Source organism: Lysinibacillus sp. NPDC086135 (genome assembly GCF_044746345.1).
Taxonomy (GTDB): domain Bacteria; phylum Bacillota; class Bacilli; order Bacillales_A; family Planococcaceae; genus Lysinibacillus.
This window is the reverse complement of sequence record NZ_JBIVCA010000010.1, coordinates 79,496-96,879: the sequence shown is the minus strand read 5'-3', so window position 1 is coordinate 96,879 and position 17,384 is coordinate 79,496. Positions and strand designations below refer to the sequence as shown.

Here is a 17,384-nt window from a genome sequence, read left to right as displayed (position 1 = left end):
GCTCACTACTTGAGAACATGCGATTGTTTAGCATTTCACCTTTATATGTATAAATTTTAATTATTTACATCACTCAAGGTTCGATAGTTAGTCTTAATTATGTATAACATTATTTCTTTATCTTGTTTTTCTTGCGTTCTTTTCTATTTTTAGAAAGTGTATCGAGATCAATCCATCCACCATCAATCTTACTGTATGTAATGAGCGTCAAAGGATGTTCATGATGGTAATGAAACATCTTTTCTTTAAGATTGAAAACTTGATTAGTAAATCCTTTTACATCTATTATTTCAATACTGTCATCATTATGTATCAATTTAAAATCTGCAACATATGCAATAGGACGATATTTCTTATTCATTTTTTCAAACTTAGGTTGCAGTTCAAATGATGGTTGTAGTGAGAAATCCTTAATCTTACCTTGTAGCTTCTGTTGTTTTAAGTATAAGTAATAATCTTTTTCCATTTTAGATGAAAACTTAATACCGTCCTCAATTACTGATTTAGCATTATATTTAGTCAAATTCACACCACCAATCCGGCTTAACTGATTCAATTGTAGGATGTGATTTACCTAGTTTAATACGACTAACCATAGCTTGAATAATACCGTATCTTTCACCGATCACCTTTTGTGAAATGTTTGTATTTAAAGAAATCCATTTTATCTCAGATACTTCTTTTTTAGTTAATTTAAGTTCTGGTTTATGTTGCCTAGTACCGTCTCTTTTAATTCCTCTCTTTAACGGAGTTATTAACTTTTCTCCTCTATCACCAACATTATATCTATGCTGAATACATGCTATTTTAAATCCATATTTTTTAGCTACTTGAGTTAAAGTTAATGTTTCTCCTCTAATCATTACTTTCACACTATCAGATCTATTGTTGTCTTGAACTTCTCTAGTCGCCCATCTACAATTAGACAGTTCGTAATTACCATTAACATTTATTCTATCAATGGAAAGCTCCTTTGAATAACCGTTTGACATAGACCATTTATAAAATTCCTCAAAAGTTAACCACTCTTCAGTTACTTTAATTCCTCTTCCTCCATAATAAATGTAATTAGTTGAATTAGGATTAGTGCATCTTTGAATCATGTCTGCCCATTTTCTATAGATTTTTGTTTTGGATAATCTATGCGTCTCTTTACCTGCTATATTGAATACTCCTTTCTTCTACTACTTTTTTTAGCATCGTACTTTGTCAATCGGCATCACCATCAACGTTTTCTTTTAATTTAGGATTATATTGAAGAATCGTCACTTTATCAGAAACATACTGCATAATATCATCTCGCAACTTTTCAATTCGTAAATGAGCATCTTCAATTTTCCCTGTAATTGTAGCAGATAATGGCACTTCATAATTCACTAATCCATTTAATAACGATTTTAAGTTTCCGAAGTATCCAACATCTTTATAATCGTACTCATTAATCAATGGAGCATTTCGACCTTTACCTTCACGCTTTTGATAACGTTTCTGTAAGATAATGTTGCGTTGATCACTTGTAATTCGATAATCTTCAGTTAGCTGCACTACACTCTTTTCTTCTACTAAAGTTTCTATCAAAATCAATTCACCTTACTTTTATGTATTTTCTTAACTAATGATATTATTTTTTAGAAAATGTATCTCCAGTAGCAGTTTCTTGATTGTCTTATTGCACCAAACAGCATTATCACGAGTAAATTCTTTTTGATCATTCATATAATCTAATTCGTTCAAAATCTCCTGTTCGTTATAAGTCAATCTCCTGACCATGATCATCACTCCCTCTCTCTTAACTTATATATTTATTATAACATTTCAATTTATTAATTCAAGTATTTTTATGTATTTTATTAATTAATTTTTAAGACCTGATTTTACTACTTCTAATTCTTTTTGCAATTGTGCAATTTGTGCCTCTATATTACTTACCTTTTCAAGCTGTTTCTTCTGTAATAGATCCTTTTCGTACTCCATTAGCCATTTCTCTTCTAAAGCCCATAAATCACGTTCATATCCTTGGAATTCATGATTCAAAAGCTTTACTTCTTTAACAATTGATACTTTAGGTAAATGCACGTCACAACTTATTCCACAGCATTTTTTGTCAGAATTATAACCTTCATCTTTAGGTTTACACTGACAATAACCACCCTGCATCTGACTAATATCTAATTCAATTGTATATGTAATAGGATTATTTTCTTCATAAAACTCTAACCATCCATTAGAATAGCCGTCAAATTCATCTGGTTCATTATAATCGATGTTATAGCTACTGTCTTTGTATTGAATTAGCAAATCTTTCATTTCTGGATAGCTCTCTAATTGAATCAATGATTCATAGTAAGGAATAAGACGTTCTTTTTCTTCCTGATTTAAAATGAAATCCTTAAGATCATCATAAAATTTATGCATTTATCTTCCTCCAGTTTTTATAAAATGTGATTATTATTTAAGGCTATTTAATGTGGATTCGCCTGTACATCAACCGCATCCAATTCTCCATTCGCATCAATCCATACAATATTGAAATAATCACAAGCGTATCCACCGTCATCATAATTACCTGCATGAAAATAATCACATTTTGTATTAAATTCTCTAATTACATTGCTTACAATGTTTCTAATAATTTCTTCAGTAAAATCATCTTCTACTGAATCTAATAAATTTATCAAATAATCTTTAATATTCGATTTATCCATTTCCTTATTACCCCTCCCACATCTACTAGTATAACTCTCTAAAAATTGATGTGTATTTTTCCCATTGTTTTCATAATAAATTCCTCCAATAACCTATTGTATAACTAAATTATAGAGTATCATTAATATAAAAACAACTAATTTATGTATTTTATAATTTAATCCCTTTGAGTAAATGTGCAATAACATCCACTGTCCATCCATTACCGAGCATTTTATATCTCTGACTATCTGAAACACAGGAAGTATAATTATCTGGTACAGTCTGTAGCCTTTCATATTCCAACGGAGTTAACTTTCTAATTCCACGATCATCCATCGCTTTAATTTATTGATGTCCACCTGCAACTGCTGTTAGTGTAGGAGATTTAAAATCAGGATTATAAACCCTCGCTAAAGCTTCTGTAAATTTCATTTTACCATTAGGGTAATACCTATTAAGATTAGCTATCACTCTTTTTCCCTCATTATAAGTATACTTGTCATCTATGTAATAATACTTATCATCAATATCGCTCTGCATTATATCTCTTAATGTAAGATTATTTATTTCAGGTAATTTCGGTATTTCTATGTTTGTCCAATATAATCTTTTTCTATCTTGAGCACTAAATAATCCACTATTAATTTCTATAGGATTAAATCCCAACATTTCACTTATTTCATTCTCATCCTTATCTGGCATAACCACATTTTCTAATAGAAAGTAACGTGGATTTCTACTTTCTAAAGCATTATAAAATTGATAAAATAATGAAGACTTATCTCCCAATAATCCTTTGCGATTTTTTGACTTTATCCTCGATAAATCTTGACATGGACTTCCTGCCATCATTAAGTCCAATTTAGGTAACTCCCAGTCCTCATTATTTCTTACGTCACCTAATTGAATTGTGACAGGATAGTTGTGCTGTGTAACTTTTATAGCGTATTTATCTATCTCACTAGCATAATATGTATCAACATCTATTCCTGCTCTCTCCAATGCAATTTGTCCACAGGACATTCCATCAAATAGCGAAAGTACTTTAATACTTATAGTTACCATTCCTCTATTATGTATTTTTAATAAAACTGAAATATTATTAAATTATTTAGCATTTAAGTCTGCTGAATGTAAGAACATTAAATCCTCATACTGCTCTACAGTCAGTAACTCACGTAATTTACGCTCCTGTTTTACACTCATATCCATAGGAGTCATGTGGAATTGAACTAAATCAACTATGTACTTAATGAAGTTATCTTCATATCCTAATACAGATAACCAATAGCAAGCTAACTGTGCGCTTACAAATTCATGACCAATATATGACGCATATCGTTTCTCTTCACCTTTATAATTGATAAATGATTTACACCAACCTTTACCTAAATCATGAAATAGTGAAGCGATCAACATTTCTTTTTTACGATTACCTTTGTAGTTTTTCATTACAAATTCATAAACATAGAAGATATGTCGGCTAATTGAAAATGAATGATATTTAGAATCATGTGGAATGTCATAAACATCTTCAAAGGAATCGACAACTTTCATCATTTCTTCCATTAGATCTTCATGATTTGGTGATTCATCAGATAATAAGTATTCGAATCGTTCACTATAAAACTTATCCAACTTTAGGTCTGGATGAATATACTTAACATCATTCCATCCTTCATTGATTGTAGGAATTTGAACAGATATGTACATCTTATTCAATACTTCAAATCCAACTTTTCGTTCACGTTGAGAATCATTATGTAAACATTCTCCTAACAATGAGTTGAAATAATAAGCATGATACTCTTCAGCTTTAATTTCATTTTTAATTAAATGAATTCTACGTTTACGGTTTAAGTTTGTAGCATCGTAAATTACATCTTGACCTTCACTCAATAGCTTATTAATACGAATATGTAATTCTTTGAAAATCAATTCATTTTGAGACTGATCATTTACATCTCCTAATAGTTCCTCACGTAAACTGTCTGAAGATAATACTACTGCATCAAGTTGTTTAGCCATTTCTTTTGCTATTGTTGATTTACCGACAGCAGGTAGACCAATAAGAACATGAAGTTTACTCATAGTTACGGCACTCCTCAATAATTTTATTCTTGATAATGTCTTGTGACAGTTTGATAAATTTATCTTTTACTGAATAATCAATTGTACTTTCTTCTATATTACTTAAAACATTATCCTTAAATAATTTACCTTGTTTTAGTACTGTCTCCATCAAAAACGTAGCTTCACTTAAACTAATTTCATTCTTTTTACTACTCAAAATTAATTCAATTGAATTTGAAGGAATCAAAGAATCTTTCATTGATCTATTATGTAAATAGTAATCTTGCATCATTACATATAATCGGATGGCATGAGATAATTGCTTTCCGTCATAACCGTATTTTTCAATCTTATGAGCAATTGTAGGATAAGGATGACATAATGCTTTTTGCTTCTCACACATCATCCCATACATGGCTCTTATCATTTGTGCTGATAACTTCTCTACTAACTCATCTTTAAGACTAAAAATTTCATTAAATTCCTTTTTGAAACGATCATCTACAATATAATAATCGGTGAACAAAGTTTCAATATAAGCCGGATTTGCTTTGATTAACGTTTGGAAGTAACTTCTGATATCTTTTAAATCACACTGTCCCCATTCAGTTTCAATAACAGTTGAAATTGGTTTACTATTGTAGATTAGATCATTTAATGTAGGGACGATAATAGCCTTCATATCAATATCAGATTGATAATTTTCGTCATTGATATCTAAGTTGTAATTTTGAGAGCCATAAATTGAAATATAAGCTACAGCATGTCCTTGAGATTCTAAAATTTGTTTTTGTTTTAATAAGCAATTATGTAAATCATTCATTATTACTTCCTCCTACACTTGCGAACAATACTGAATATTTATCATCAAACCCTAATTCACTCATTCGTTTATAACCGTTATTTCCTTTTTTCAATAAGTGATATTCAATCCCTAAATACTTATTTCGTAAGTAAACTTGAATTTCTTTAGGTACACTTTGGGTTACCCAAATCATATATTCTTTTCTATTACACTTAGGTGCTTTCTCATAGTATTCGTTAATTAATCCAGTATTCGTGTTTATGTATTCAAATATTAAATTAGCAATGTTATGTACACGCTCTTTATATTTATCTGGAATTTTCGCAATCAGATCATCAAATCTATTTTCTGCAATGTTTTCAATTATTACATTTACAGATGAAACTTTATCTAATAATCGATGGATACTTACATAGTCATCACATTTTAACTTGATTAGATGACCATCTAAATTCAATACCCACCCTTCTTTTTCATGAGAACTTACTGATTTCATCTCATCTAACAATTGTTCTAGAGACTTATTTTCCATTTCAACTACAGTTACTCTATATGTATTTGCGATTTCGATTAATTCATTATAATTAACCTGCTCACCTGTGAATGTATTTCTCATCCCAATCAAATGAAGTCCTTCATCTTTCTTATCGTATAGGACTACATGAGCATCTTTCAATGAGATATATTCAAAGATAAATGTATATTCATCATAGTCCTTAAGCATTTGTACATAGTTTTGATTCAGCATTGAATACCCTTCGTTAAGCCTCCAAGAATCTTCTTTTGAAAGAGACATACTGCCAGTCATGAATACCTCATCACGATACCAACGAGCATTTTGCATCGATCCATCTAACTTGTTTGAAGCCTCTACAACTTTTGCATTGTTAAACTTCATTTTCACTAATTCTAATTTGTTCTCTTCTACTTCGTCTAAGTTAAAAAATTTACGGAAAGGTGTTAAAACTAATTCTTCGTTTAGGAGGTCAATTACTACACTACGACATTCTCGATAGATTGAATCTGAATCCTCCCACATACCCTTCTGCATTTCTTGTAACCCATACCTAATTAATAAAAATTCTTTATGTTGATTAACTTGTAGGCATTCAAATACTTCGTTAAATTTTTCATTATTTAATTTATCTAACCATTTCTCAAAGTGTAAAGAACCATCAGTATAAAGTTTTTTATACTCTTTTTTTATTTCTATAACTAAATTATAAACAGGATTCCACGAATAGTCCATACTAAACAACTCATTTTATGTATATTTTTATTTAATTTTATAAAAGCAGAATATTATTTAGAAGATCTCTAATTCATTTAGAACTCTTTTCAACAAGTCAAATTCACCGTTAGCAATTAATAGTACAGATTCAATCATCTCCATATCATAATTAAGTCCTAATGAAGTTAATTGATTTGATATATCTTGTAGCTGATTGTGATCGATTACCCAACCACCACTACTTAATGATTTATCTTCGTTTTCATATTTTAATTCAATCACTATTAACAACACCTCCTTTAAGTGGGTTAAAATCATTAACTCCATCTAACTTGTTATATTCAGCAATTATTGTTTCGACTTGTTTTCTAAACTTCTCTGGAAATCTATCATTCTTACCATAGCTCTTACTTAAATATCTAAAGAAACTTTCTACTTTCTTAAAATACTCTGCTTCAGTAAAAATCCGATCACCATACTCATCTTTACCTAATATACTTATAGTAAGATGAGTATGTTTATTCTCATTTTCTTTTATGTACACATATGCCCATTGATGAAATGATCCATCTTTATCTTCTTTATATTTAGTTGGGATTACATATAAATCACCACCGATTAATTTATAATGATACTCCTCACCAAAACCGTTCATAAATTCAGGTATTACAATTTCTACACCATCAAACACTTTTGTTTTAAGTTGACTTTTATTGCGCTCATCATGTTCTTCATTCCAAATCTTACTTTTAATCACTCTTACTACTTTAGTTAATTCATTATGTAAATATTTATCTTCAGTACTTGAAGTTTTATATGTATCACGAAAATTCATAATATTGGCTAGCTGTTCTTTTAAGTATTCTGTATTCAAATTTTCACTTCCTTTTTCAATAATACGTGTATTTTATTAATTTGCTAACAATGATGTCATTCTAGATATATTATATTTTCCTGCTAAGACTTCTGATATCTCAACTGTTTTTAATTGTCTTTCTTCTACATCTTGATAATTACTGAGATAACTTTTTACTTTTTCTATTACTTTCATAAAAGATTCATCTTCTTTGATACCAATTTTCTTTTCTAAGAACTTCTTTATACTGTCACTGTTTAAACGACTCACCACTGATTTTAGAAAACAACCTACTTCATTTCCGCTATTCCTAGTAACTGAACAAACTTTAGTAATTAATTCATTTACTTCTTCAACCGATAAATTTTCTATACTTATAGAAGCAGAGCATTTTGCAAAAGAATCTAACAACTGATTCAGTGTCACTGGATTATTATTTACGGTTTCATTCCATAAATCAATTAAATCTAACATATCAAATTCTCTATTCGACCATGCGTTTTTGATAGTGTTCAGTTTTAAAAATAATGTTTCAATTTCCTTTTCCGTTTTAGGTTCGAATAAATTGATCAAAAGCTCCTTATTACTACTAACCCATGTTTCTTTTCTCATATCACATTCTCCTTGTATGTATTTATTTAATTAATATTGTACTATTATTTATTTTTCTGTTCCACAGAACTCCTTATAAGACAAGTATCCTTTACAGTCTTCTGTGTTTGGCTTTAATACAAATTCTTTTTTATCATCAAAATGTTCATCCATATTTTCACTAACACAAACTTTTAAGTTTTCATCTTTAAATAATGCATACTTAGGATGCCACATGTTCCAATAACAATCTTTAACGTTGCATTTCATATGTATTTTCCTCCATTCTTTTTATAAAAGTGAATTATTATTTAATCTCAATACACTTTATTTACATAGTCATGCGCTTCGATATAGTTATATTTCTCACCATTAATAATGTTATCTTTAATAGTATTCCATCTTGAAAGTTTCTTATTATAATCATCATATTCTTTATTTAAAACTTTAAGTTCTTTGTCTACAACCATCTTAGAATATTCACCTTTAACAAGATTTAGATCTTGTTTCAGGACTTTTCTTTTACTAGAAATTGACTCTATTAGTCTGTTTAACTTTACTAATTCTTCTTCAACATCTTCCAATAAGAAGCTTTCATACATGTAATCGTAATGTGCCATGGTGTAACTCTCCTTTTTATTAATTAATATTTATCGTTCTCAATAGCGTTTAACATATAATCAATATCTACATAAGCACAATTGCCAATTTTCTTCATCTGCAATAAGTCTTTGTGTATTTTATCTAATTTATTTTATCTAATTTATTTAATAATATTGGTACATTAAATGCCATGCTAGTGTGAGTATCGATATCCATATAATCACTCTCACCAAATTCTGTTTCATATTCATTCCATTGCTTCTTAATTATTTCTAATTTATTCATTGTCAATTTCCTTTCGATAATACTTATTTTTTATTTAAGCTCCACAATCATTTTATTTGAATCACTTTATCATGAGATGTATTATAACCTTTATATAATTCGTAAAGGATTGATCATAATGTCTGAAAATCAAAATTCTAAAGTAGTTAATCTAGATGAGCACATTGCTTTGAAAAACCTTATAAACAGTATTTCTGACGATGAGTTAGAAACTGCTAAAAAGTATATAGAAGCTTTAGAACAGGTCAATAAGAATACTGAAACAAAACCTAAAGGATGATCTCATCCTTTTTTATTTTTCGTTTATCATCAGTTCAAATCGTTGAAGTAATTCTGGAACAATAACATGAATGATCGCCTCGCTATATGTTGTCGCAGGATATCTATATTGTTCACACTGAGAAACATAATATCCTACTGTATCAATCAATGCATTATCATCTAGTTTTGGAATAAACTTATCTCTCGCATAGGAATTCATACGTAATTTTGAATACTCGTCATTGGATACACTTCTATCATTAAACTCCGTTACATGTTTTTGTTTTTCATCTTCCAATAGTACATATTGCTTTTCGTGCATTTCTTGCACATACTTTTCTAGTCCTTTGAATTTAAATACTATCCTACTTCCCCTTTCATAAAATCATTCTATTGTTTAAAACTAAGAAACAACTTCATTGTTCATATATTTAATTATGTATTCTTGTGTATGTTTTTTAAAAATTTTCATAGTGTAATGAACTGTCTTTGGACTTACTCCAATCAACGAAGCTGTTTTCGGTACTGGTATTTCTTTAAGTGCTAAAGGTATAAAATATGGGTAGTATTTATCCATAATAAATCCCTTTGCGTATTCAATTGCACTATGTAGGTATGTATAATCTTTTTTATGTAGTACATCTTTTTCAGACATATCAATAATGTCAATCAATCTGCTTCCGTCGCCGTCATTTACATTTTCGTCTAAATAGCAGAATGACTGATCTAAGTCGTTTCTCATCTTCCTACTGGCATTATTGAGACTGACATTAACTTCATTAACCATCACGATATAGCAATAAGAAGAAAATTTGCATTTGTTCTCTCCACTATAAACTTTTACAGCCCTTACAAAACCTAAAACACATGCATCTTCTATATCTTCTTTGCTAATGACAATGACATTATTAAACTTCTTTATTACCTTGTGTATAAGCCCTTTATTTCGTTTATAAAGGTATTCAAATACCATTTCATTATTATCATTTTGATATAATTCAACTAATTCTTCATTTGTTAATTTATCCATTCATTATTCCTCTAATATGCGCTTTTCTCTTTATTATTTATCAATCTACCATTCTTCGGCAATGTAACGCTCATAATTCCTTTCACGTTCAATAACTCATTTCTACTTTTCAATGTATCAATAAATAATACATTAATTACTTGTGATTTATATGTGATTGAACCTAATTTAGATAATTCTTTAATAGTTTCTTTATTTTCGTATGTAATAATGTATTGCTGAAATGTTCTTCTATTGGATCGCATTTCATCTACTATATGTATAACCATTCCTACACCTCTTTTCTATTTGTATAAAAACATCATATTATTTAAACTCGTACAGCGTTACTTCATAATCCGCAAATACAGAATCAATGATTTTATAGACAATGTTCCAATTACCTCCTGCTAAACCACAACCAATTTTGTACGGTAATGCAACTGAAAGACTATTTTCTTTTGCGTATTTACACACCTTTTTCAGACCTGTTTTTAACTTCTTATAGTCAGTTTTACGTTCATACCTGCCTACATCCAGTTGACTAAATACGTTAGCAATTATCTTTCCGTCAGAGTTATGAGCCATATAGACATGACCCATTAACTCCTCCCTATTTTTTTTATGATCATCACATATCTTTTTATATTCCAAAAATGTCTCATAATACTTGTCCTTTATTTGTTTAGCAAGTCCTGCGCCCATAACACCTAAACAATTTACTTGATGCCCTATAACATCATTATCGCTTTGTAAAATGTCACCTTGTACAATTTTAATCATTTTCACCAGTCACCTTTAACTATTTTATCGTTTATTACTTCAGCTTCATTTTCCGTACAATACCATTCACCAGATATTTGCAAATTTAATTCTCCCATTTCTTGATAACCTATCTTCATTTGCTCTATCATGGCTTGTTTTAGTTTATCTTCTATTATGGAATCATTACTTATCTGCTTTATCTCTTCAAACATTATCAACATCTCCGTTTCATTATTATGTATTTTGTTAACTAAACACCGACTTTTGCTACATAACAACTATTTATTTTCCATGAGAATGTTATAACTTTCATTTATTTGTTTTCCTTGTTAAATATATCTTAAACTACCATCCTGTTAATTTCAAGTATATTTTATGTATTTTATTAATTAATTTTCTTATGCATTAAACTTCTCATTATTACCTGAACTACTGATATCAATTATAATAGCTACAATGACACCAATTACACCTATTAAATAAGTAACTATTACTGTAATAGTTTACAAAGTACCAAAACCAAGACCAGAAAAATAGACTATTACTTGCGACTAAGATGTTTCTTACTATAAATTCTTTCATGAAGTACTCCCTTTATTTTTCAATAAAATTCCACTATTATTGCATGTCATTGATAGAAAGAGTACCTTCAGTGCAACAATTGTCACATGGTTCTATATTAACACCATCTTCTGAAAAATATCCTTCTCCACCACACTCTTTACATGTGACAGTTAATTCACGCTCTAAATACTCATGTTTATTTTCTTTAACAAAATCCATAAGTTTCTTAAATTCCATTAAAATCTTCCTCCTACTTACTTTAATATCCTCAAATTACAGTAAATTTTAATTTTCAGGATTATTTTTGATAATTGAAACGGCTTCGTCTAAAGGTATTTTACGTAAGTAACATTGATAACCGAGTTCTAATGTCCATACTGTTGCTTCACTAAACAACTTCTCCTTTTGAATTTCCTCTAATGATTGACCGTTTTCTCTGCGTTTTATATATACTTCTATTGTCATTATTCTAATCTCCTTTTTTAAATAATAGAGTGGTTTCATTAAAACTTATCAGTGTCCACTAGTTTCTCATTCATTAAAATTTCATAGCATTTAACTACTAATCTAATTTGATAAGCAATATCATCAAAAGCATCATGTTTACGTTCATTTTCATCAGTCACAGACTCTTTAATTTCATCTTCCGTTAATCCTGACTTCATACTTGCTAACTCTAAAATTGTACGTACATCACGATCATTCCTATAATAAATTGGATACTTCATTCCACTACAGCCATTAAGATTAGTCTGTAATTTAGCATTATCGAATAAGATACCATTACCCCATAAGTAAACATCCTTCATATCGCCTGTTGTTGATTGTGCTTCTAACCATTCATGTAATGCTTCAAATAAATCATATTCTTCATATGTACCTTTATTAATCAATTCAGTAAGCAATTCTTTATCAGTATTCAGCCACCATTTTAATGTTGAACCGTCTACATTCAAATTACTGTATTTTTCAATATCACCAATCAAGTTAATTGAATCATGCTTGTCCCCTGTTGTTAAATCAAAGCTCATTGCTGAAATTTGAAATACTGTTGCATTTTCTCCAGTACCTAATGTTTCAATGTCAACCATAATATCTTTACGCATAATATAAATTCTCCTTTTATGTATGTATAATTTTTAAAGACCTACGTACTTCATTAATATCTGGAATGGACGATAATCATTAGATATGTATCGTATATTACTTCCAACTTGCCATCCATTCTTGTTACCTTCTAAAATGTTCTCATGTAGTTCAATTTCATTACTCGCTTTAATAATTTTCTTTCCGTTAAATTTATTGAATTCCATCTTTTTGCCCTCTATTATGTATTGTATTTTTGATAATTATGTTAATAATTCATCTTAAACATCAAATATGTATAACTAATTTTCAATAATATCTATATTTTATGTATTTTAATATTTAATTTGTTTAACATGTACTTAGTGTAACAGATTGAATCGCAGTATAAGTTAAGATCATCATCACTCAGATACTCATCTTCCCTAGTTAAATCATTTAGGCAATCTTTATTTGCACACTGTCCAATCGCATTAGAATCCTTAAAATTATTCAGATTCTTCACCCTCTCCTACATTACTGTTTTCTTGGAGTGGATTAAATTCTTTTTGTGATTGAAAATACTCAAGTCCTGCTCCTACTCTTAAATCTACCATCTGTTTAATAAACCATTCACACTTTGCATTCCAAGTAATCATACTGTCATCGTTATGGAATAATGAACTATTGTCATATTCGTTGATAATTGAATCAAACGTATTTTTCAAATTTGTGATATCGCTATTCATTTTTCATCTCACCTTTATGTATATGTATTTTAAACTACTCGTCTTAATTTTGTTTTCATCATTTTACGACATTCAGTATCAGCTTTTTTTGATCCTGTAGTGTCTTCTGTTCTTCCACAATATGTTTGATTTTGTTACTTTGAGTAAATGTGCTATGTATCGAAAATCTTCATTATCAAACTTACTGTGCTTAACTCCAAAAACAGTGACTAAAGAGTCTGTATGTATTGTTACTCCTTCCCATCCTTTCTTTAATACCATCTGTAAAGCCTTGATTATTGTTGTTGCTTCTGCTTTATTTGATGACTCATCAAATCCAATAAATGTTCTTCTTTTAATTCGCTTATTACCTTTCATGACAAAGTAATGATGAGTAGATGATCCATCCTTGTAACTGCTGTCAGTATAAATTTTAATCATATGTATTACCTCTATTATTATGTATTTTATGTATTTGCTTTCCACTTGGCTTTAGAATTATCTATAAGGTTAATCATTTCATCTATCCAACTTTGTGCAGACTGTTTATCTTCATATGTTTTGTCAAATATCCACCCATCCTCATCTCTTATTATCTTAAAACCTTCTCCCCGTTTATTAGGAATAGTGAACAATCCAAAATCTTCATATCGAGTTTTACCGTACTTTTTAATCATCTACATACCACCTTTATGTATTTTTTAATATATTAATTTCAAGGTGCGACATTAGAATCACCGCCAATACCACACCCTAACATTAAACAATATTATTTATTTAATTTAATTAGGTAATCTTACGAAGCACTATGTATTCCGGGTAATTTTGTTCTAAATATAGCTTCGTATCATTGATATTTTTCACATTTTCCATATCAATAGTAATCTGTGACTCACTATTGTATAAGAATGCAAACATAGGAGTCAGTATGATACTGTAATCACCTTTGCCATCAATCCTAATTATATCAGTAGTTTTAAAAGTTTTATTTGTTGAAGGATAATACTTTAATTCTGGTTTACGATTTAAAAAAGTTACCTCTTTACCATCTTCATCGATTTCTAAAATCTCTGTAAATTGCGAATCCATGCATTCAACTACTAATTTTCTACCCTTTATGTTTTCTATACGGAGTCCATTTGACGGTATCATTCCATCAAACAACTCCCCTAACTCTTCTGGACTTTTATCTTTTATTACTAGATTTGCTTCAAATGATACCAAAAGTGCGCTCATATTGTAATATTCCTCCATTTTCCATTAATTTTAGTATAGATGTAGCATCCGCTATCATCTCCATTGATACAATTTTACCAACCATATACAGTATTGTCAATATCGAAATACAAACATTTGTTCTTATTTTTGTTTGATTGTTCCTAGAAATATTCTCCATTTCTATTTCTTTAAATAAATTTAGCAAAAATCAAACAGAATACAGTTATTTATTTATTTTTATGTATAAAGGAAACCGAATGATTAACATTCAGTCCTTTTGAAGTTTATTTAAATCCATACTTAAAGCTACCATAACTATCATCAAAAAACTCATCATTTATAATTTCTTTATATCTCATAAATGAAGGATAATCTTTCTTTTCACCTTTGAACGAGTATAAGCCGTATCTATTCATTACATCAGTAGCTATATCTTTAGTTATAATTCTATCTTCTTTTAACAATGAATTTGTATACCACATTGCCCCAGATTCTAATAATGATGTTACTGTTATTTGAGAATCTTCAAACTCATTTTTAATGACATTTGAAAATAAACTGTTGATCATACTGACCGTAAATCTTATATCACCTTCACCAACTCTGTTCTTTCTTAATATATATTCTCCATCAGCAACACGAGTTTTATTTCCTTTCTTTCCAGTGTATTCTTTTTCCCAATAAGTTTGTTCTAGTAGATCATATAATTCTTTAGATATTTCAATTTGACGATTACTAAAATTAATTTCATCAGAAAGTAAAGATACATAATACTTATCTTCTTTTTTAGATAAATCCTCAAATCTTAAATTAATTAATTCTGATAATCCTTTACCTCTGATACCTTCAAATACTGCTAAGACTATTGCTTTATCACGGACGTTAACTAGCTTATCAATATTTGATAATAATTCTTCTCTCGTATAGTAAGTTAATCCTTCTTTATATAAATATTTATCAACAAAAGCAGTGTTGATAGCTTCTACTATTGGATGAACTGACGATGAACTATAACCATTATCTTTAGCCCATGTAATGTAATTTTTTATAGTTGTAATAAAGGAAATTAGGGATCGATGCTTACTTCTCTTAGATGAATAAAAAACAATTTCCAACTCTTCAAAATTCATATCAAACAAATCTTTATCAATTCTAAATTCAACTTCTGCTGTTTTTTCAAAAAGATATATATAGCGCTCCTCACTTATTTCTTTGACATCTAAAGTTTTAATAAACTTCATTTTATATTCTTTGTTATACACTACAAATCTGCCTCCTCTAACATACCTTCAAAGAAATCACTTATCTTGCTTCGCATTTTCTTGTTTACGATTTTACCTTCATTATTGATTACGTTTGTATCTTTCCAGAACTTGTTCTCTATATTAAATGCTTCAATTTTAATTATTTCAGATAGCTTATCATATGGAATTTTATTTTCTTTCATCTTACTAGCTAATGTTAAATGAGCTTCGAATAAATCCGCATCAAACAATACTTTATATTCATCTCTTTCATGCTTACCAAAATATCCAAATAAATATACTAAATACTCATTTATTTCTTCGGCAACTTTTCTTGATTGAAGTACAGAGTCAATATTATAAACATTATTAATAGCATCATGTAACATTTTATAAGGAATAATATCGCTACCTCTTAAAGTAGACTTACTATCCCCTACTGAACTGATTCTGTCTTTTAATTCACCTTTAGATTTTAGAATATTAATCACATTACTAACGTGACCACCAGAGTACTCAACGATCTTACTTCTTGTTAGTGGAGTTTGTTTATCCATATTTACTTGATATCTCTGAATTTCTTCATCCGATTTATTAGAAATAGTTATTGGATAAGAACCTTCAATATCTTTTTCTTTTGAATATGCACTGTATGTTGCCAGTGTTCTATGCATACCATCTACAATATCTAAAATTGTTCCTGAATTTATTGTCAATTTGTGTGTTCTCTCATCGTAAATTAATTCTTCCCCTTCGTCAGATGACATTTGTGCCGCATTTAACGTGATCGTTGAAGGTTCTAATTTATCTTCTAATATTAATTTACGCATTTCAGTTACTTTACTTTTAAATACAATCGGCTCTTCCATCTCTTTACCATAACGATAAACTTTTCTCATACCTCTTTGTACATTTGGATTATAATTTAATTTACCGTATTTATATAATCTACCAAGCATCTGTCTTGTGATAGTTGCATTATAATATCCATTTCCAAGATAAGTAACATTTTCTAATGTTATAGGAAAATCTAAATCGTCAATTGATTGGGTGTCAACGAATTGAAATCTTTCGTATTCTTTAATTTCTCTTTCAGTGAACCAAGTATTCATCCATTCGATGTTATCAATTCCTAATTTTACAGTTAATTGCTTTCCGAATAATGCTAATTCTTCTTGTGTTAATTTACTTACATTGTTTGAATTATTAAACAACATATACACATTGGATTTTTTAATTCCGTGTTTACCATTTAAATGTGTTACTATTAACTCAACTTCTTCCTTATCCAAGGTTTTAGCAAATAAAGAAATTAAACTTTTGACTTCTGTCTCTAAAGATTCTCTATCTTTATTAATTTTCATTTAAAAAACTCCTTTCACTACTATGTTGATTTTA

Annotated in this window: 33 protein-coding genes; 1 reads left to right on the top strand and 32 read right to left on the bottom strand. The window is 29.1% G+C overall.

Annotated features, from left to right (window positions below):
• Window positions 1-109: 109 nt before the first annotated feature.
• The 17 genes from ACIPKN_RS14450 to ACIPKN_RS14370 form a co-directional block, all read right to left on the bottom strand.
• Window positions 110-523, bottom strand: a complete 414-nt coding sequence (locus ACIPKN_RS14450) for a DUF1064 domain-containing protein (RefSeq protein WP_400937216.1) — start codon at window positions 521-523, stop codon at window positions 110-112.
• A complete protein-coding gene (locus ACIPKN_RS14445; protein ID WP_400937213.1) occupies window positions 516-1,103 on the bottom strand; it encodes a hypothetical protein in 588 nt (195 codons plus the stop codon). The genes ACIPKN_RS14450 and ACIPKN_RS14445 overlap by 8 nt, the downstream gene beginning before the upstream one ends.
• Before the next feature lie 106 nt (window positions 1,104-1,209).
• Window positions 1,210-1,578, bottom strand: coding sequence for a hypothetical protein (locus tag ACIPKN_RS14440; RefSeq protein ID WP_400937211.1), 369 nt, complete (start codon window positions 1,576-1,578; stop codon window positions 1,210-1,212).
• Window positions 1,579-1,608: 30 nt separating this feature from the next.
• Window positions 1,609-1,770, bottom strand: a complete 162-nt coding sequence (locus ACIPKN_RS14435; protein WP_400937209.1) for a hypothetical protein — start codon at window positions 1,768-1,770, stop codon at window positions 1,609-1,611.
• 84 nt (window positions 1,771-1,854) lie between these two features.
• On the bottom strand, window positions 1,855-2,415 hold the full coding sequence (locus tag ACIPKN_RS14430; RefSeq protein ID WP_400937206.1) for a hypothetical protein: 561 nt from the start codon (window positions 2,413-2,415) through the stop codon (window positions 1,855-1,857).
• A gap of 47 nt (window positions 2,416-2,462) precedes the next feature.
• Entirely contained in the window at window positions 2,463-2,705 is a 243-nt protein-coding gene (locus ACIPKN_RS14425; RefSeq protein WP_400937204.1) for a hypothetical protein, read from the bottom strand.
• Window positions 2,706-2,856: 151 nt separating this feature from the next.
• Window positions 2,857-3,024, bottom strand: coding sequence for a DNA cytosine methyltransferase (locus ACIPKN_RS14420; protein WP_400937202.1), 168 nt, complete (start codon window positions 3,022-3,024; stop codon window positions 2,857-2,859).
• Window positions 3,025-3,033: 9 nt separating this feature from the next.
• Entirely contained in the window at window positions 3,034-3,753 is a 720-nt protein-coding gene (locus ACIPKN_RS14415; RefSeq protein WP_400937199.1) for a DNA cytosine methyltransferase, read from the bottom strand.
• A 42-nt stretch (window positions 3,754-3,795) separates the two neighbouring features.
• Window positions 3,796-4,779 (bottom strand): AAA family ATPase, encoded by a 984-nt coding sequence (locus ACIPKN_RS14410; RefSeq protein WP_400937196.1) that lies wholly within the window; start codon window positions 4,777-4,779, stop codon window positions 3,796-3,798.
• Window positions 4,772-5,584, bottom strand: a complete 813-nt coding sequence (locus tag ACIPKN_RS14405) for a hypothetical protein (protein WP_400937194.1) — start codon at window positions 5,582-5,584, stop codon at window positions 4,772-4,774. The genes ACIPKN_RS14410 and ACIPKN_RS14405 overlap by 8 nt, the downstream gene beginning before the upstream one ends.
• Window positions 5,577-6,815 carry an RNA ligase gene (locus ACIPKN_RS14400; RefSeq protein WP_400937192.1) on the bottom strand — a complete coding sequence of 413 codons (1,239 nt, stop codon included), beginning with the start codon at window positions 6,813-6,815 and terminating at the stop codon, window positions 5,577-5,579. Before ACIPKN_RS14400 ends, ACIPKN_RS14405 begins: the two co-directional genes overlap by 8 nt.
• 57 nt (window positions 6,816-6,872) lie before the next feature.
• On the bottom strand, window positions 6,873-7,088 hold the full coding sequence (locus ACIPKN_RS14395) for a hypothetical protein (protein WP_400937190.1): 216 nt from the start codon (window positions 7,086-7,088) through the stop codon (window positions 6,873-6,875).
• A complete protein-coding gene (locus ACIPKN_RS14390) occupies window positions 7,072-7,671 on the bottom strand; it encodes a hypothetical protein (protein WP_400937188.1) in 600 nt (199 codons plus the stop codon). Before ACIPKN_RS14390 ends, ACIPKN_RS14395 begins: the two co-directional genes overlap by 17 nt.
• Before the next feature lie 36 nt (window positions 7,672-7,707).
• Window positions 7,708-8,265: a phage tail tape measure protein gene (locus ACIPKN_RS14385; RefSeq protein WP_400937186.1), complete on the bottom strand. Its 558-nt coding sequence runs from the start codon at window positions 8,263-8,265 to the stop codon at window positions 7,708-7,710.
• Window positions 8,266-8,313: 48 nt separating this feature from the next.
• The gene (locus ACIPKN_RS14380) at window positions 8,314-8,514 is read right to left on the bottom strand and encodes a hypothetical protein (protein WP_400937183.1); all 201 of its coding nucleotides are present in this window, start codon (window positions 8,512-8,514) and stop codon (window positions 8,314-8,316) included.
• Between the two features lie 47 nt (window positions 8,515-8,561).
• Window positions 8,562-8,864 (bottom strand): coiled-coil domain-containing protein, encoded by a 303-nt coding sequence (locus ACIPKN_RS14375; RefSeq protein WP_400937181.1) that lies wholly within the window; start codon window positions 8,862-8,864, stop codon window positions 8,562-8,564.
• Window positions 8,865-8,988: 124 nt separating this feature from the next.
• Window positions 8,989-9,132 carry a hypothetical protein gene (locus tag ACIPKN_RS14370; RefSeq protein WP_400937178.1) on the bottom strand — a complete coding sequence of 48 codons (144 nt, stop codon included), beginning with the start codon at window positions 9,130-9,132 and terminating at the stop codon, window positions 8,989-8,991.
• Window positions 9,133-9,250: 118 nt separating this feature from the next.
• Between ACIPKN_RS14370 and ACIPKN_RS14365 the strand changes: the two genes are divergently transcribed.
• A complete protein-coding gene (locus tag ACIPKN_RS14365) occupies window positions 9,251-9,412 on the top strand; it encodes a hypothetical protein (RefSeq protein ID WP_400937176.1) in 162 nt (53 codons plus the stop codon).
• A 12-nt stretch (window positions 9,413-9,424) separates the two neighbouring features.
• Here ACIPKN_RS14365 and ACIPKN_RS14360 read toward each other — a convergent pair whose 3' ends face one another.
• The 15 genes from ACIPKN_RS14360 to ACIPKN_RS14290 form a co-directional block, all read right to left on the bottom strand.
• Complete coding sequence (locus tag ACIPKN_RS14360; RefSeq protein WP_400937174.1) at window positions 9,425-9,715, bottom strand: hypothetical protein; 291 nt, start codon at window positions 9,713-9,715, stop codon at window positions 9,425-9,427.
• An 81-nt stretch (window positions 9,716-9,796) separates the two neighbouring features.
• The gene (locus tag ACIPKN_RS14355) at window positions 9,797-10,423 is read right to left on the bottom strand and encodes a sigma-70 RNA polymerase sigma factor region 4 domain-containing protein (protein ID WP_400937171.1); all 627 of its coding nucleotides are present in this window, start codon (window positions 10,421-10,423) and stop codon (window positions 9,797-9,799) included.
• Between the two features lie 11 nt (window positions 10,424-10,434).
• Complete coding sequence (locus tag ACIPKN_RS14350) at window positions 10,435-10,692, bottom strand: hypothetical protein (RefSeq protein WP_400937169.1); 258 nt, start codon at window positions 10,690-10,692, stop codon at window positions 10,435-10,437.
• A 37-nt stretch (window positions 10,693-10,729) separates the two neighbouring features.
• Entirely contained in the window at window positions 10,730-11,185 is a 456-nt protein-coding gene (locus tag ACIPKN_RS14345; RefSeq protein ID WP_400937166.1) for a macro domain-containing protein, read from the bottom strand.
• Between the two features lie 2 nt (window positions 11,186-11,187).
• Complete coding sequence (locus ACIPKN_RS14340; RefSeq protein WP_400937163.1) at window positions 11,188-11,379, bottom strand: hypothetical protein; 192 nt, start codon at window positions 11,377-11,379, stop codon at window positions 11,188-11,190.
• Between the two features lie 406 nt (window positions 11,380-11,785).
• On the bottom strand, window positions 11,786-11,968 hold the full coding sequence (locus ACIPKN_RS14335; protein WP_400937161.1) for a hypothetical protein: 183 nt from the start codon (window positions 11,966-11,968) through the stop codon (window positions 11,786-11,788).
• A 48-nt stretch (window positions 11,969-12,016) separates the two neighbouring features.
• Window positions 12,017-12,196 carry a hypothetical protein gene (locus tag ACIPKN_RS14330; protein WP_400937159.1) on the bottom strand — a complete coding sequence of 60 codons (180 nt, stop codon included), beginning with the start codon at window positions 12,194-12,196 and terminating at the stop codon, window positions 12,017-12,019.
• Window positions 12,197-12,234: 38 nt separating this feature from the next.
• Window positions 12,235-12,837, bottom strand: coding sequence for a 3'-5' exonuclease (locus ACIPKN_RS14325; protein WP_400937156.1), 603 nt, complete (start codon window positions 12,835-12,837; stop codon window positions 12,235-12,237).
• Window positions 12,838-12,870: 33 nt separating this feature from the next.
• Window positions 12,871-13,044, bottom strand: coding sequence for a hypothetical protein (locus ACIPKN_RS14320; protein WP_400937153.1), 174 nt, complete (start codon window positions 13,042-13,044; stop codon window positions 12,871-12,873).
• Between the two features lie 261 nt (window positions 13,045-13,305).
• On the bottom strand, window positions 13,306-13,545 hold the full coding sequence (locus tag ACIPKN_RS14315; RefSeq protein ID WP_400937151.1) for a hypothetical protein: 240 nt from the start codon (window positions 13,543-13,545) through the stop codon (window positions 13,306-13,308).
• Between the two features lie 78 nt (window positions 13,546-13,623).
• Window positions 13,624-13,965, bottom strand: coding sequence for a ribonuclease H family protein (locus ACIPKN_RS14310; protein ID WP_400937149.1), 342 nt, complete (start codon window positions 13,963-13,965; stop codon window positions 13,624-13,626).
• A gap of 26 nt (window positions 13,966-13,991) precedes the next feature.
• A complete protein-coding gene (locus tag ACIPKN_RS14305) occupies window positions 13,992-14,201 on the bottom strand; it encodes a hypothetical protein (protein WP_400937146.1) in 210 nt (69 codons plus the stop codon).
• A 109-nt stretch (window positions 14,202-14,310) separates the two neighbouring features.
• Window positions 14,311-14,760: a hypothetical protein gene (locus tag ACIPKN_RS14300; protein WP_400937144.1), complete on the bottom strand. Its 450-nt coding sequence runs from the start codon at window positions 14,758-14,760 to the stop codon at window positions 14,311-14,313.
• Window positions 14,761-15,026: 266 nt separating this feature from the next.
• Window positions 15,027-16,004 carry a phage lytic cycle repressor MrpR family protein gene (locus tag ACIPKN_RS14295; RefSeq protein WP_400937141.1) on the bottom strand — a complete coding sequence of 326 codons (978 nt, stop codon included), beginning with the start codon at window positions 16,002-16,004 and terminating at the stop codon, window positions 15,027-15,029.
• Window positions 16,004-17,350, bottom strand: coding sequence for a hypothetical protein (locus tag ACIPKN_RS14290; protein ID WP_400937139.1), 1,347 nt, complete (start codon window positions 17,348-17,350; stop codon window positions 16,004-16,006). Before ACIPKN_RS14290 ends, ACIPKN_RS14295 begins: the two co-directional genes overlap by 1 nt.
• Between the last annotated feature and the right edge of the window lie 34 nt (window positions 17,351-17,384).

Coding starts and splice junctions, on each gene's coding strand:
- ACIPKN_RS14445 (WP_400937213.1), bottom strand. CDS start 1,103: ATGATTCAAAGATGCACTAATCCTAATTCAACTAATTACATTTATTAT.
- ACIPKN_RS14435 (WP_400937209.1), bottom strand. CDS start 1,770: ATGGTCAGGAGATTGACTTATAACGAACAGGAGATTTTGAACGAATTA.
- ACIPKN_RS14430 (WP_400937206.1), bottom strand. CDS start 2,415: ATGCATAAATTTTATGATGATCTTAAGGATTTCATTTTAAATCAGGAA.
- ACIPKN_RS14425 (WP_400937204.1), bottom strand. CDS start 2,705: ATGGATAAATCGAATATTAAAGATTATTTGATAAATTTATTAGATTCA.
- ACIPKN_RS14420 (WP_400937202.1), bottom strand. CDS start 3,024: ATGGATGATCGTGGAATTAGAAAGTTAACTCCGTTGGAATATGAAAGG.
- ACIPKN_RS14415 (WP_400937199.1), bottom strand. CDS start 3,753: ATGGTAACTATAAGTATTAAAGTACTTTCGCTATTTGATGGAATGTCC.
- ACIPKN_RS14410 (WP_400937196.1), bottom strand. CDS start 4,779: ATGAGTAAACTTCATGTTCTTATTGGTCTACCTGCTGTCGGTAAATCA.
- ACIPKN_RS14405 (WP_400937194.1), bottom strand. CDS start 5,584: ATGAATGATTTACATAATTGCTTATTAAAACAAAAACAAATTTTAGAA.
- ACIPKN_RS14400 (WP_400937192.1), bottom strand. CDS start 6,815: ATGGACTATTCGTGGAATCCTGTTTATAATTTAGTTATAGAAATAAAA.
- ACIPKN_RS14385 (WP_400937186.1), bottom strand. CDS start 8,265: ATGAGAAAAGAAACATGGGTTAGTAGTAATAAGGAGCTTTTGATCAAT.
- ACIPKN_RS14380 (WP_400937183.1), bottom strand. CDS start 8,514: ATGAAATGCAACGTTAAAGATTGTTATTGGAACATGTGGCATCCTAAG.
- ACIPKN_RS14375 (WP_400937181.1), bottom strand. CDS start 8,864: ATGGCACATTACGATTACATGTATGAAAGCTTCTTATTGGAAGATGTT.
- ACIPKN_RS14370 (WP_400937178.1), bottom strand. CDS start 9,132: ATGAATAAATTAGAAATAATTAAGAAGCAATGGAATGAATATGAAACA.
- ACIPKN_RS14365 (WP_400937176.1), top strand. CDS start 9,251: ATGTCTGAAAATCAAAATTCTAAAGTAGTTAATCTAGATGAGCACATT.
- ACIPKN_RS14360 (WP_400937174.1), bottom strand. CDS start 9,715: ATGCACGAAAAGCAATATGTACTATTGGAAGATGAAAAACAAAAACAT.
- ACIPKN_RS14355 (WP_400937171.1), bottom strand. CDS start 10,423: ATGGATAAATTAACAAATGAAGAATTAGTTGAATTATATCAAAATGAT.
- ACIPKN_RS14350 (WP_400937169.1), bottom strand. CDS start 10,692: ATGGTTATACATATAGTAGATGAAATGCGATCCAATAGAAGAACATTT.
- ACIPKN_RS14345 (WP_400937166.1), bottom strand. CDS start 11,185: ATGATTAAAATTGTACAAGGTGACATTTTACAAAGCGATAATGATGTT.
- ACIPKN_RS14340 (WP_400937163.1), bottom strand. CDS start 11,379: ATGTTTGAAGAGATAAAGCAGATAAGTAATGATTCCATAATAGAAGAT.
- ACIPKN_RS14335 (WP_400937161.1), bottom strand. CDS start 11,968: ATGGAATTTAAGAAACTTATGGATTTTGTTAAAGAAAATAAACATGAG.
- ACIPKN_RS14330 (WP_400937159.1), bottom strand. CDS start 12,196: ATGACAATAGAAGTATATATAAAACGCAGAGAAAACGGTCAATCATTA.
- ACIPKN_RS14325 (WP_400937156.1), bottom strand. CDS start 12,837: ATGCGTAAAGATATTATGGTTGACATTGAAACATTAGGTACTGGAGAA.
- ACIPKN_RS14320 (WP_400937153.1), bottom strand. CDS start 13,044: ATGGAATTCAATAAATTTAACGGAAAGAAAATTATTAAAGCGAGTAAT.
- ACIPKN_RS14315 (WP_400937151.1), bottom strand. CDS start 13,545: ATGAATAGCGATATCACAAATTTGAAAAATACGTTTGATTCAATTATC.
- ACIPKN_RS14310 (WP_400937149.1), bottom strand. CDS start 13,965: ATGATTAAAATTTATACTGACAGCAGTTACAAGGATGGATCATCTACT.
- ACIPKN_RS14305 (WP_400937146.1), bottom strand. CDS start 14,201: ATGATTAAAAAGTACGGTAAAACTCGATATGAAGATTTTGGATTGTTC.
- ACIPKN_RS14300 (WP_400937144.1), bottom strand. CDS start 14,760: ATGAGCGCACTTTTGGTATCATTTGAAGCAAATCTAGTAATAAAAGAT.
- ACIPKN_RS14290 (WP_400937139.1), bottom strand. CDS start 17,350: ATGAAAATTAATAAAGATAGAGAATCTTTAGAGACAGAAGTCAAAAGT.